The organism is Rothia sp. HMSC069C01, from assembly GCF_001814655.1.
Taxonomy (GTDB): Bacteria; Actinomycetota; Actinomycetes; order Actinomycetales; family Micrococcaceae; genus Rothia; species Rothia dentocariosa.
Genome location: NZ_KV817408.1, coordinates 444,599 through 457,587 on the forward strand (window position 1 = coordinate 444,599; position 12,989 = coordinate 457,587).

The window sequence follows — 12,989 nt, forward strand, 5'->3', positions numbered from 1 at the left end:
ATTATTTGCTCATTGATAACTTAGCGCCTGCGGCAACACGCATCGTGTTGTGTGTAAGCGTCGACAATACGAAGGAGAGCCGCATGGCATCTACCACTGATATTAAAAACGGTGCAATCCTCAAGATTGATGGCGGTCTGTGGTCCGTTGTTGAGTTCCAGCATGTAAAGCCCGGTAAGGGTGGTGCGTTTGTGCGTACCAAGTTGCGTAACGTAACCTCCGGTAAGGTTGTCGACCGCACTTTCAACGCTGGCGCTAAGATTGAGACTGCTACTGTTGATCGTTCCGACTATCAGTATCTCTACCAGGACGGCGAAGACTACGTCTTCATGGATCTGAAGACCTATGATCAGATTAATGTTCCTGCAGCTGTGGTGGGCGATGCTGCTAACTACATGCTGGAGTCGCAGACCGCGACTGTAGCCCTCTATGAGGGTACTCCGCTATATGTTGAGCTTCCTGCCTCTGTTGTTCTTGAAATTACCTACACCGAGCCTGGCCTGCAGGGTGACCGTTCCACTGGTGGCAATAAGCCTGCAACTCTTGAGACCGGCTATGAAATTCAGGTTCCACTATTCCTGGAGACAGGCACCAAGGTGAAGGTTGATACCCGTACCGGCGATTACCTGGGCCGTGTTAACGACTAATGAACTCTCGTACCAAAGCCCGCTTACGTGCCGTCGAGGTACTTTTTGAAGCCGATCAGCGTCAAGAAGACATTATTGATGTGCTGAAGCGACGCCGTCTGCATACTGCCGCTCAGATCTCGGCCTATGCCGAAGAGATCGTGCGCGGCGTACGTGAACATGATGACGAGATTCGAGAATACCTTGAGACCTATGCGCGTGACTGGTCGTTTGAGCGTATGCCAGCTGTCGACCGCGTAATTTTGCGGATCGGCGCGTGGGAACTTCTCTATAATGATGATGTTCCAGATGCGGTTGCTATCTCGGAGGCAACCGGTTTGGCGCGTGTGCTCTCTACAAACGATTCACCGAAATTTGTTAACGGTCTTTTGGATAAGCTGCGCCAGGTAAAACCGACTCTGCTTGCTTAAACGGCTCAGTTATAAAGCCGCCTCAAACCCCTGCTTTTTAGGGGTTTGAGGCGGCTTTTAGTATACATTCATACAGATCAAGCCGGGTTATGCATAGAACCCGAGCTGGCGTTTAGCCTCTTCAAAAAGTTCGCTGCCCTCATGGGTGTACCGAGTATTGCGATGCTGGGTAGAAGCGAGATTATTAGCAGCAAGGTTAGACCCTTCACGTACGTGCAGTAGGAACTTGAGCCAGTGTTGTGTACGCATCATATGAAGCACAACGCTCATATCACGGTCTGAGGACGGATCGGGCCAGCGATTAGAACGCATACGCATAGCGATCATGGCACAGAGGTAACGGCAGTCTTGAATGGCGGGATCGAGCTCAAATGATATGCCGGATACCGTGGTGATTTTAAGAGCGGTTTCAAACTTATTGTAGGTAAATGTATAGGCATCAATATCAGCATAGTCAAGAGTGATAACGCCCTCGCCAAGCCGGGATCTCATAAACTCGTATAGCCTGAACTCAACGTAGGATCGGCGGTAGTACCAGATGAAGATAAGAGCGCATAGAGCAACGACGCTCAGTAGGACAGTAGCGATAGTGTCAAAAGAGGAAGCTATCCAAATCCATGCCATGATGAGGGTACATAGTCCAAAGAGGACTGCACCAATAACCGAGAAGTATGAGTTGCGTTGAGTCTCTCCAAGAGTATGCCGAATCACCTGAGTGGAAGAAGCAAAGCCAAGCTCCATAAGCTGCCGGGTGCGCATTCGGTTGCGGCGCTTAAAGTAGCGGTGCGCCACGAAAACGATAGGGGCTGCAAGAATCCCAAAGATAATTCTTACCAGGCCCTCAAAGAGATCTTCCATGATGCAGTCCTCGGTGTGGTTGTACTATCGGTGATGCTTTTACTAGCATAATGGACTCTCGACGTTTTATGAGTCTTTGTTCAGGGAACATGAGCGTTTATTGCATGATATGTAGAGGATTTTGACTCCGAAAAAAATTAAAACTTCAGGAACACATACCCCTGAACTGCGTGGTACGTATGGTAGTCTTGGTAAAAGCAAGAGACCTTTAAATCCGTCCTGTGAGGCGGGGAAGGAGTCGGCTGTGTCGGGGACATCTGTACCCTATGAGCCTGGTGCGCATCCCATAGGCGCGCCAATAAAAACGCCCAATGAAGGGCACACTATCCTTAGCGACGATGAGATCCGTCGCGCTCTTACACGTATTGCTTTTGAAATTCTTGAGTCTAATAAGGGAACCGATAACCTGGTGCTTTTAGGTATTCGGTCTCGTGGATACCCGTTGGCACAGCGTCTGGCACAGCGCATCCAGACGAATGACTCAAATTTTGATCTCAAAAATGGCCTGGGCGCTCTCGATATTACCTCGTATCGCGATGACCTCACCGATGAGGAATATGAAAACCGCAGCGCGGGGGAGTCCTTGATCCCGGTGGGCGGTCTCGACGGCAAAACCGTAGTCCTCGTTGACGACGTCCTCTACTCCGGCCGCACCGTACGCGCCGCCCTCGACGCACTCAACGCCCACGGACGACCCGCCCTCGTACGCCTGGCAGTCCTCGTAGACCGCGGACACCGGCAACTCCCAATTCGCGCCGACCACGTGGGGAAAAACCTTCCGACCAGTGCATTAGAGAAGGTTCGTGTGGTACTCGAAGAAACGGATAACGCCACAGACCGCGTTGATATCATTCAGCTGGAAGGACAGCTTTCATGAAACATCTGCTTGACACTCGCGATCTCACACAAACTCAGGCCATTGAAATACTCGATGTTGCTGATTATATGGCACGGGTTAAGGCAGAAAACCGGAAGCTCAATGTGCTTGCTGGCAAGACTGTAGTCAACCTTTTCTTTGAAGACTCAACGCGTACCAGACTGTCCTTCGAATCCGCAGAGAAACGTCTGGGCGCCGATATCACCAATTTTGCTGCGCGTGGTTCATCGGTTTCTAAGGGAGAATCCCTCAAAGACACTGCTCAGACTCTCAAAGCGATTAGTGCGGATGCCTTCGTGATTCGTCATTCGGCTTCGGGTGCCCCGCAGCGTCTTGCCGAGGCCGGGTGGACCGATATTCCCGTGCTAAATGCGGGGGACGGCACGCATGCGCATCCGACACAGGCTCTTTTGGATGCGGTTTCGCTACGCCAGTTTAAGGCTCAGCATGATGGTCTGGAATCAACGCGAGGAACCGATTTAAACGGTATGCGTGTGCTGATCGTGGGGGATATTCTGCACTCTCGCGTGGCGCGGTCGAATCTGTGGTTGCTAAAAAATCTGGGGGCCGATGTCGCTTTTGTGGCTCCGCCTACGCTTTTGCCTGTGCATACTGAGCGTTGGAAGCAGGATTGGGGACTTGAAGTTTTCCACGATCTTGATGACGCAATCGCTACAAAACCTGACGCGGTTATGATGCTGCGCATCCAAAAAGAGCGTATGAACGCCGCTTACTTTCCCTCGGCAGAGGAATATACCGCCTTGTGGGGACTCACCAAAGAACGTTTCGAGAATCTGCTGGCGCAGCCTCAAGAAATCGCAATTCTGCATCCGGGTCCCATGAACCGAGGGCTGGAGCTGTGCGCCGAAGCCGCCGATTCTCAGAACGCCTGGGTGCTGCGCCAGGTCAGTAACGGCGTGGCGGTTCGCATGGCGGTGCTGTACCTGCTCTTGACTGACGGGTCAAGCGAGAAACTATATTCCGGCGACGAATCTTAACGCTATCCGAAAGAAGGAATACATATGAGCACGTACCTTATTAAAGGCGCATCCCTGTTGGGTGAGCGCGTTGCCGATATCCTGATTGAGGATGGCAAAATTGCGCGTATCGGTCAAGATATAGAAGCCGCAGACGCTCAGGTCGTTGATGCTTCTGGTCAGATTGCTCTTCCCGGTCTGGTCGATATTCATACTCACCTGCGCCAGCCCGGATATGAGGCTTCTGAAACCGTTGAGACCGGTACTCGCGCGGCGGCTTTAGGCGGCTACACGGCTGTTTTTGCGATGGCGAACTCACTTCCCGTTGCAGATACCGCAGCCGTAGTTGAGCAGGTTGACCGGCTGGGTAAAGAGTCTGGTTGGTGCCGTGTGCAGCCTATCGGCTCAGTGACCGTTGGGCTGAAAGGCGAATTCCTCTCGGACATTGGTTCTATGGCGACCTCTGAGGCGAAGGTTCGAGTGTTCTCGGATGACGGCATGTGCGTCTACGATCCGGCGATTATGCGCCGTGCTCTTGAATACGTAAAGACTTTTGACGGTGTGATCGCCCAGCACGCGCAGGAGCCCCGCCTCACTGAGGGCGCTCAGATGAACGAGGGTAAGGTTTCCGCCGATCTGGGGCTTACCGGCTGGCCTGCTGTGGCGGAAGAAGCTATTATCGCCCGCGATGTTCTGCTGGCTGAGCATTTGAACTCGCGTCTGCATATTTGCCACCTCTCAACTAAAGGCTCGGTCGAGGTTGTGCGCTGGGCTAAGTCTCGCGGCGTGCAGGTAACCGCCGAGGTTACCCCGCACCACCTGATCTTGACCGATGAAAAGGCGCGCACCTACGACCCGATTTTTAAGGTGAACCCGCCGTTACGCACCGAAGAGGATGTGCTTGCTCTGCGTCAGGCTGTTGCCGACGGCATTATTGATGTTATTGGTACCGACCACGCACCGCATCCGGCAGAAAGCAAAGAATGTGAATGGGCGTGTGCTGCAAACGGCATGACCGGTCTTGAGCAGGCACTCTCGATTATTCAGATGACTCTTGTGGAGCCGGGGCATATTACCTGGGCCGATGTCGCACGGATTATGAGCGAAACTCCGGCGAAAATTGGCAGCCTGGATGCTGAGCAGGGCCGTCCGCTTGCCGAAGGTGAACCAGCAAATATCGTGTTGGTTGATCCGAAGGCTAGCCGTGTGATTAAGCCTGAGGATCAGGCCACGAAGGGCAAGAACAACCCGTATCGCGGGATGGAGGTTCCCGGTGTTGTGCGTGCAACCTTTTACGCGGGGCATCCAACCGTTTTGAATGGTGAGCTCGCGAGCCCTCACCGGCAGGCTTGATCGTTCCAAAAACCGAGAAGAAAGAAGAACCGTGGAAAAACTGATTCCCACCCTTATCTGCGTTGCTGTGGTGGCACTGTGCTTCTTTGGTATTTGGCGCGGTTGGAAATCCCGTCTCAAGCGGCAGTCCACGATGTTCGGTTCGCTCAAAGACGTTCCCGAACGCTACGACGGGTTTGAAGCCGAGGCGGCGTTTGAGGGGGAGTATGTGAGCACTACGATGTTCGGTGATGAACTGAACCGTGTGGGGTTCGACCAGCTAGGGTTCAAAACAAAATCCACGCTCCTGATCTACTCGGACGGCATTATCTTCACCCGCAACGGGGCTAAAGACCTGTGGATTCCCGCGAAGAAACTTGCGGTCATTACCACCGGCCGGGGAATGATCGGCAAGGTTGTAGAACGTGACGGACTTATAGTGATCGGTTGGACTCTTGACGGTCACCGCGTGCAGACCGGATTTCGCACTCGCTATGCTGATCAGAAGAAAATTACGCTTGAGAAGCTTCGCGAGATCTCGCCGGATGCGGTCGATAGCCCCGAAAAATGGGTGCGGGAAGAGACGGCACATCACTAAATACACATACAACTCACCCACAAAATGCCCGCTAATTACGAACGGCATACCAAGAATTTCCTGCACACAGTGTTCCACTTATAACGGGCACAAGCAGGGGAACAGACCACCGAGAAAAGGAAAGTAAGAGCATGACTGAGATGACACGTTCCGGTGCTTTGGGCACGGACCGCGCGTTACTCGTTCTTGAGGACGGCACCATCTACCGAGGCTACGGGTATGGAGCAATTGGCGCATCCTTAGGCGAAGCAGTATTTTCCACCGGCATGACCGGCTACCAAGAAACGCTGACCGACCCATCCTACGCTGGGCAAATCGTGGTGCAGACCGCGCCTCATATCGGTAACACCGGTGTGAACAAGGTAGATGCAGAATCCCGCAAAATTTGGGTTGCCGGGTACGTGGTACGAGATGCCGCACGTGTTGCCTCCAACTGGCGTGCAGAACGTACCCTGGATGACGAGCTCAGGACCCAAAGTATCGTGGGCATTCAAGGCATTGATACTCGTGCGCTGACTCGCCGCCTACGCTCCAGCGGTTCAATGCGTGCAGGCATTTTTTCGGGACGTCACGCCAATCGCCCCGAAGCCGAACTTTTGGAAGCGGTGCGCGCCTCCGAGCCGATGGCAGGCCGTAAACTTGCCGATACCGTTTCCGTGACAGAAGCCTACACAGTTGAACCTCACCAATACGGCTGGTTCGCTCCGCCGGTTGCTACCATTGCTGCACTCGATCTTGGCATCAAATCTATGACCCCGCAGCGTTTCGCGGAACGCGGCGTGCGTGTACATGTACTGCCCGCAAACACAACCCTTGAGACCGTAAATACGCTTCGCCCAGACGGCGTATTTTTCTCCAATGGTCCCGGCGACCCGGCGACTGCTGACGAACAGGTTGAACTCCTGCAGGGTGTACTGCGCCAGGGCACCCCGTTCTTCGGTATCTGCTTTGGCAATCAGCTTCTCGGCCGTGCGCTCGGGTTCGGGACCTACAAGCTGCCCTTTGGACACCGCGGTATCAATCAGCCCGTCATGGATAAAACCACCGGCAAAGTTGAAATAACCGCCCAAAATCACGGGTTCGCCGTCGATGCGCCTATCGGTGAATACGTAACCGCCCCCAACTCCGAATTCGGCGAGGTCATGGTTTCCCATGTGGGGCTGAATGATAACGTGGTCGAGGGGCTAACCTGCAAAGATATTCCCGCGTTCTCGGTTCAATACCACCCGGAGGCAGCCGCAGGTCCGCACGACTCCGCATATCTTTTCGACCGTTTTATTGACCTCATGACCTCCACCAAGAAGACTGCAAAGGAAGCCTAAATGCCACGTCGTACCGACCTTAACAGCGTCCTTGTCATCGGCTCAGGTCCGATCGTCATCGGTCAGGCAGCCGAATTCGATTACTCCGGCACTCAGGCTCTACGCGTGCTCAAAGAAGAAGGTGTGCGTGTTGTCCTCGTAAACTCCAATCCGGCGACCATTATGACCGACCCTGAGTTTGCAGATGCCACCTATATTGAGCCGATTACCCCCGAAGTCATCGCTAAGATTATCGAAAAAGAACGTCCAGACGCCATTCTTCCTACCTTAGGCGGGCAGACTGCGCTCAACGCCGCTATCGCTCTCGATAAGCAGGGAACTCTGCGCGAATATGATGTTGAACTCATTGGCGCAAATATCGAAGCCATAAACCTGGGCGAAGATCGTGAAGCGTTCAAAGGCGTGGTAGAGCGCGCGGGCGGCGAATCGGCACGTTCGATCATTGTGCACTCCATGCCGGAAGCTCTTGAAGCGGCCAAAGAGCTCGGTTACCCCATGGTCGTGCGTCCTTCCTTCACCATGGGCGGACTTGGCTCCGGCATGGCCTACAACGAAGAAGATCTTTACCGCATTGCCGGCGCAGGTATCCAGTATTCGCCTACCTCCGAGGTTCTGCTCGAAGAATCTATTCTTGGTTGGAAAGAATACGAACTCGAAATGATGCGCGACAAAAATGACAACGTCGTGGTCGTCTGCTCGATTGAAAACTTCGACCCGGTCGGCGTGCACACCGGCGACTCCATCACGGTGGCGCCTGCCCTCACCCTCACCGACCGTGAGTACCAAAAACTTCGCGATATCGCCATCAACGTGATCCGCGAAGTTGGGGTTGATACCGGCGGATGCAATATTCAGTTTGCCGTAGACCCCAAGACCGGGCGCATCATCGTTATCGAAATGAACCCACGCGTTTCACGCTCTTCAGCGCTTGCGTCTAAAGCAACCGGGTTCCCGATCGCTAAAATTGCGACTAAACTTTCGCTGGGGTACACCCTGGATGAGATTCCGAACGATATTACCCAGAAAACGCCCGCATCCTTTGAACCGACCCTCGACTATGTGGTCGTCAAGGTGCCGCGTTTCGCCTTTGAGAAGTTCCCGGCCGCTGATCCGACTCTCACAACCACCATGAAATCGGTGGGCGAAGCAATGGCACTGGGCCGTAACTTCACCGAGGCACTCCAGAAGGCTATGCGCTCTCTAGAGCAGAAAGGTGCTTCTTTCTCGTTCACGAAGCAGCAACTGAATGCCGAAGAACTTGACGCGCTTATCGAGAAGACCAGGATACCCACCACGCAGCGTATCTACCAGGTACAGCAGGCACTTTTGGCGGGCGCATCTATCGCGCAGGTTTTTGAAGCCACCAAGATTGATCCATGGTTCTTAGATCAGCTGGTGCTGCTGAATGAAGTCGCCGGGATTGTGCGGGAAAATCGCGATAACTTGACCCCTGAAATCCTGCAGCTGGCAAAACGCCACGGCTTTTCCGACCCGCAAATCGCAGAGATTATCGGTTCTTCTGAGGACGTTGTGCGCGGTGTGCGCCATGCCCTAGGTATTCGCCCCGTATTCAAGACTGTTGATACTTGTGCTGCTGAGTTCGAGGCGTTTACCCCCTATCACTACTCTAGTTATGATTCTGAGGATGAGGTCGCTCACCATGAGACTCCCTCGATCATGATTTTAGGTTCGGGGCCGAACCGCATCGGCCAGGGTATCGAGTTCGATTATTCCTGTGTACACGCTTCGCTGGTGCTGCGTTCGCTGGGGTACGAGACGGTTATGGTGAACTGTAACCCGGAGACTGTGTCGACCGATTACGATATTTCGACTCGTCTGTATTTTGAGCCGCTGACGTTGGAAGATGTGCTCGAAGTTGTTGAATCAGAGCGCCGCACGGGCGGTTTGTTGGGCGTTTTCGTGCAGTTGGGCGGACAGACTCCGCTAAAGCTTGCGAAAGCCCTCAAAGATGCTGGTGTGCCGATTTTGGGCACTACTCCCGAAGCTATTGACCTTGCCGAGGATCGCGGCGAGTTTGCGCGCGTGCTGGAGGAAGGTGGTTTGATTTCGCCGAAGAATGGTACCGCATACACCTTCGAGGGGGCCAAACGCGTTGCCGATGAGATTGGGTACCCGGTGTTGGTTCGTCCCTCCTATGTGCTGGGCGGGCGCGGTATGGAGATCGTCTATGACGAGGCAAATCTCGCACGCTACCTTGAAAATGCGACCGAGGTTTCTCCCTCTCAGCCAGCGCTCATCGATAAGTTCCTGGAAGACGCTATTGAGATTGATGTGGATGCGCTCTTTGACGGCACCGAGCTCTACTTGGGCGGTGTCATGGAACATATTGAAGAGGCCGGCATTCACTCAGGTGATTCTTCCTGCACCTTGCCGCCAATTACCTTGGGTCCCGATGTGATCGCCAAGGTTAAAGAAGCAACCGAGGCTATTGCGCGTGGTACCGGAGTGCGGGGCCTGATTAATATTCAATTTGCCTACGTCTCCGAGAATCTGTTCGTGATTGAGGCAAACCCACGTGCTTCTCGCACCGTACCGTTTGTCTCAAAGGCAACCGGCGTGCAGCTGGCAAAGGCTGCCGTGATGATTGGTTTGGGGAAGACCATTGCTGAACTGAAGGCAGAGGGATACTTGCCTAAGAACATGGATGGTGCATCTCTGCCGCAGAATACTGCAATTGCAGTTAAAGCAGCGGTTCTCCCGTTTAGCCGCTTCCGCACTCCTGAGGGTGTGGTGGTTGATTCCCTACTTAGCCCCGAAATGCGCTCGACCGGCGAAGTCATGGGTCTTGATACCCTCTACGACACTGCCTTTGCGAAAGCCCAGGCAGGTGCGGGGTCACCGCTACCGACCGAGGGCAAGGTCTTCGTTTCGGTGGCTAACCATGATAAGCGCAATGTGATTATCTATGCCAAGATGCTTGAACAGCTGGGCTTCGAGATTGTCTCTACCGGCGGCACTGCAGATGTGCTTCGTCGCAATGGTGTGAATTCCACGGTTGCCTCCAAGTTTGCGGAAGCAAACGGTCAGCATTCGATTGTTGATATGGTGCGCAATGGCGAAATTGATCTGATTTTGAATACACCTGCTGGCGGTGCAGCTCGTAGCGATGGCTACGAAATCCGTGCGGCCGCAGTCAGTGTTGGTTGCCCTGTGATGACCACGATTTCGGAGTTCGCGGCTGCTGTTCAAGCTATTACCGCGCTGCGCGAGCGTAGCTGGGAGATTATAAATCTGCAAGAACATGGTGAGTTTTTGCGGACCGCCAGCACCGGCGAGCAGGGGCAGGACAAGGGCGAACAGGTGCGTGAGGGGGAACTTTCGTGATCCCTTTCGGCGATCGTCTTGCGGCTGCGATGGACGAATACGGTCCGTTGTGTGTGGGTATTGATCCGCATCCGAACCTGCTGCAGGTCTGGGGTTTGGAAGATTCTGCCGAATCTCTGCGTACTTTCGCTATGAATGTCTACGAAGGATGCGCCCCCTACGCCGCAGCGCTCAAACCCCAGGTTGCCCTGTTTGAGCGCCACGGTTCCGCAGGTCTTGCTGTGTTGGAAGAGCTCTTTGCTCGCGCCGCTGAAGACCGGGTTTTGATCGTGGCGGATGCAAAACGCGGTGATATTGGCTCGACTATGAAAGCCTATGCGGATGCTTGGCTCGGTACCTCTTCACCACTCGGCACGGATTCGGTCACGTTAAGCCCGTACTTGGGGTTCGAGTCGCTTCGCCCAGCGCTGGATGCGGCAACTGCGAACCAGCGTGGAACTTTCGTGCTGGCGCTGACCTCAAACCCTGAGGGTAAGAGTGTGCAGCATGTGGGCAAAGCAGAAGATACCGGGGCGGTAGCGAAGCAAATTATCGCCGCAGCCACTGTAGAGAACACTGCGCAAACTTGGGAACATATGGGTTCATGCGGTCTAGTTGTGGGTGCCACCGTGGGGGAGGCCCTCAAGGAATTGGCGATAGACCTGAGCACTTTCAACGGTCCCATTCTTTCACCGGGATATGGTGCCCAGGGGGCTAGTGCTGAGAACCTATACCGGATTTTTGCAGGTGCTGAATCTCAGGTTTTGGTGAATTCCAGCCGTGGCGTGCTCTCAGCAGGTCCGCAGCCGACTGACCTGGCGCGGGCGGCACAGAGTGCACGTGACGATTTGGTGCGTGTGCGTGGCGCAGTGTAAATCGTTGTGATCGCGTGGTGGCGTACAGAGTTGATCTGCTCTGTGCGCCATTGTGCTGTGTTGAGCTTGAAAGGCTTTACGTTACGAACCTCAGTTCATCGTTTTACAGTGCAACATGCTAAGTTAGAAAACGTAAGAACGCTGATTTATATACATATATCGCTTGATGGGAGACCCCATGCCGATTACGCCGCTAACCGATGAGGTGCGTGCATCAGCACGTGAAAAGGCGTTGCTTGCCCGTACTCGCCGCCAGGAAGTTAAGCAGGCACTTTCTACCCGTGAGCTGTCGGTACGTCAGGTACTCGATCTGGTCGATGACGACCAAGCTCTTGCAAAGATGCCTGTCGATCAAATGCTCCGTGCCCTCCCGGGAATTGGTGCTGTGCGTGCCGAGAAAATTATGGAAGAGCTGCAGATCGCGCCGACCCGTCGTTTGGGCGGTCTTGGCGTGCATCAACGCCGTAAAATGGTGGAGTATTTTAACCGCAATGTTCGGCATACACGCCGCCGCAGCGGTCGATAGTTCTCGCCGCCGAATAAAATACGCATTATTACATCACACCGCAGGGAGAACCCGATGACCGCTCAACCTAGACTTACCGTTCTGGCTGGTCCCACCGCCGTGGGTAAGGGAACCGTCTGCCAGTATATTCGTGAGCACTATCCGAACGTCTGGTTTTCCGTTTCGGCAACTACTCGTGACCCTCGCCCTGGTGAAGAAGAGGGCGTGCACTACTATTTTGTCTCGCACGAGGAATTTGATCAGATGATTGCTGACGGGCAGATGCTTGAGTATGCGGTGGTGCACGGTAAGAATAAATACGGTACTCCGCGTGCTAAGGTTCAGGAAGCTCTAGATGCTGGTCGCCCAGTAATCCTTGAGATTGATCTTCAGGGGGCTCGGCAGATTCGGGAGTCTATGCCGGAGGCACAGCTGATTTTCTTGGCACCGCCCAGCTGGGATGAGCTCGTGTCTCGACTGGTGGGGCGCGGTACTGAATCAAAGCAGGAACAGCAGCGGCGCCTTGAGACCGCCAAAATCGAGCTTGAGGCTGAGAGTGAGTTCGACGTAACCGTGGTCAATGATTCGGTAGAGCGCGCGGCACAGGAAATTGCGCACATTGTGGGTGCCGAATCTGCTAAAGCATAGGGTATGTATTTTGGCGACGTGCCGGGTATTACTGTGCTTTCTCGTTATGGTACGTGATTTTTACCGATTTTAGCGGTAAAATATTGCTTTAGTTTTGGCTGAGTTCGTATACATGAATGTCAGCAGTGTACAAAGACAACATATTGGAGTTTCTGTGGTAAACGAAATCAAAGAGCACGAAGACTACAACTTCGTTGATGGCGTAGCGCCCGAGGGGATTGTGAACCCCAGCGCGGATGCGCTGATTCAGAAGGCTGAGTCTAAGTACGGGCTGGTGATTTTCGGTGCTCGTCGTGCTCGCCAGATTAACGCTTATTACGCGAATCTGCAGGAGAGCGCGGGCGACCACGTTGGTCCTCTGGTTGAGTCTGAGGCTAATGACAAGGCTCTTTCGGTTGCAATGCGTGAAATTATGGCAGATCAGATTGTTGCCGATCACGTGCCGGATGGGCACTTCAACGAAGATGGTTACCTGGTTCCTGAGGAATTCGCATCCTTGGGTCTGGGCGACGCCGATTTCGGCGCTATTGAGGAGGAGTACATTCCTGCCGGTACCGAAGAGGTTATTGCTCTTGAAGAGGTTGTTATTGACGACTCCGCTGAGTAAGGAACGTTT

The 12,989-nt window shown here is 53.8% G+C and carries 13 protein-coding genes; 12 read left to right on the top strand and 1 reads right to left on the bottom strand.

Annotated features, from left to right (window positions below):
• The first annotated feature begins 83 nt into the window (after positions 1-83).
• Both efp and nusB read left to right on the top strand, forming a co-directional pair.
• Entirely contained in the window at positions 84-647 is a 564-nt protein-coding gene (efp, locus tag HMPREF2981_RS08640) for an elongation factor P (RefSeq protein ID WP_004004729.1), read from the top strand.
• The gene (gene nusB / locus HMPREF2981_RS08645) at positions 647-1,057 is read left to right on the top strand and encodes a transcription antitermination factor NusB (RefSeq protein ID WP_004004728.1); all 411 of its coding nucleotides are present in this window, start codon (positions 647-649) and stop codon (positions 1,055-1,057) included. The genes efp and nusB overlap by 1 nt, the downstream gene beginning before the upstream one ends.
• 87 nt (positions 1,058-1,144) lie before the next feature.
• Here the strand turns inward: nusB and HMPREF2981_RS08650 are convergent, their stop codons facing one another.
• Positions 1,145-1,915: a hypothetical protein gene (locus HMPREF2981_RS08650; protein WP_048752107.1), complete on the bottom strand. Its 771-nt coding sequence runs from the start codon at positions 1,913-1,915 to the stop codon at positions 1,145-1,147.
• A 244-nt stretch (positions 1,916-2,159) separates the two neighbouring features.
• Between HMPREF2981_RS08650 and pyrR the strand changes: the two genes are divergently transcribed.
• The 10 genes from pyrR to rpoZ all read left to right on the top strand — a co-directional run bounded on the left by pyrR (position 2,160) and on the right by rpoZ (position 12,980).
• Positions 2,160-2,792 (top strand): bifunctional pyr operon transcriptional regulator/uracil phosphoribosyltransferase PyrR, encoded by a 633-nt coding sequence (pyrR, locus tag HMPREF2981_RS08655; RefSeq protein ID WP_048754022.1) that lies wholly within the window; start codon positions 2,160-2,162, stop codon positions 2,790-2,792.
• Positions 2,789-3,790: an aspartate carbamoyltransferase catalytic subunit gene (locus HMPREF2981_RS08660; RefSeq protein ID WP_070662411.1), complete on the top strand. Its 1,002-nt coding sequence runs from the start codon at positions 2,789-2,791 to the stop codon at positions 3,788-3,790. Before pyrR ends, HMPREF2981_RS08660 begins: the two co-directional genes overlap by 4 nt.
• 24 nt (positions 3,791-3,814) lie before the next feature.
• Complete coding sequence (locus HMPREF2981_RS08665) at positions 3,815-5,122, top strand: dihydroorotase (protein ID WP_070450345.1); 1,308 nt, start codon at positions 3,815-3,817, stop codon at positions 5,120-5,122.
• Positions 5,123-5,153: 31 nt separating this feature from the next.
• Complete coding sequence (locus HMPREF2981_RS08670) at positions 5,154-5,699, top strand: PH-like domain-containing protein (protein ID WP_070662414.1); 546 nt, start codon at positions 5,154-5,156, stop codon at positions 5,697-5,699.
• 131 nt (positions 5,700-5,830) lie between these two features.
• On the top strand, positions 5,831-7,021 hold the full coding sequence (carA, locus tag HMPREF2981_RS08675; RefSeq protein ID WP_004004722.1) for a glutamine-hydrolyzing carbamoyl-phosphate synthase small subunit: 1,191 nt from the start codon (positions 5,831-5,833) through the stop codon (positions 7,019-7,021).
• Positions 7,022-10,366: a carbamoyl-phosphate synthase large subunit gene (gene carB, locus HMPREF2981_RS08680; RefSeq protein WP_070662418.1), complete on the top strand. Its 3,345-nt coding sequence runs from the start codon at positions 7,022-7,024 to the stop codon at positions 10,364-10,366.
• Complete coding sequence (pyrF, locus tag HMPREF2981_RS08685; protein ID WP_070662421.1) at positions 10,363-11,220, top strand: orotidine-5'-phosphate decarboxylase; 858 nt, start codon at positions 10,363-10,365, stop codon at positions 11,218-11,220. The genes carB and pyrF overlap by 4 nt, the downstream gene beginning before the upstream one ends.
• Positions 11,221-11,398: 178 nt before the next feature.
• Positions 11,399-11,746 carry an integration host factor, actinobacterial type gene (mihF, locus tag HMPREF2981_RS08690; RefSeq protein ID WP_037230933.1) on the top strand — a complete coding sequence of 116 codons (348 nt, stop codon included), beginning with the start codon at positions 11,399-11,401 and terminating at the stop codon, positions 11,744-11,746.
• A 54-nt stretch (positions 11,747-11,800) separates the two neighbouring features.
• Complete coding sequence (gmk, locus tag HMPREF2981_RS08695) at positions 11,801-12,373, top strand: guanylate kinase (RefSeq protein ID WP_048778143.1); 573 nt, start codon at positions 11,801-11,803, stop codon at positions 12,371-12,373.
• Between the two features lie 154 nt (positions 12,374-12,527).
• On the top strand, positions 12,528-12,980 hold the full coding sequence (rpoZ, locus tag HMPREF2981_RS08700; RefSeq protein WP_004004717.1) for a DNA-directed RNA polymerase subunit omega: 453 nt from the start codon (positions 12,528-12,530) through the stop codon (positions 12,978-12,980).
• Positions 12,981-12,989: the final 9 nt, after the last annotated feature.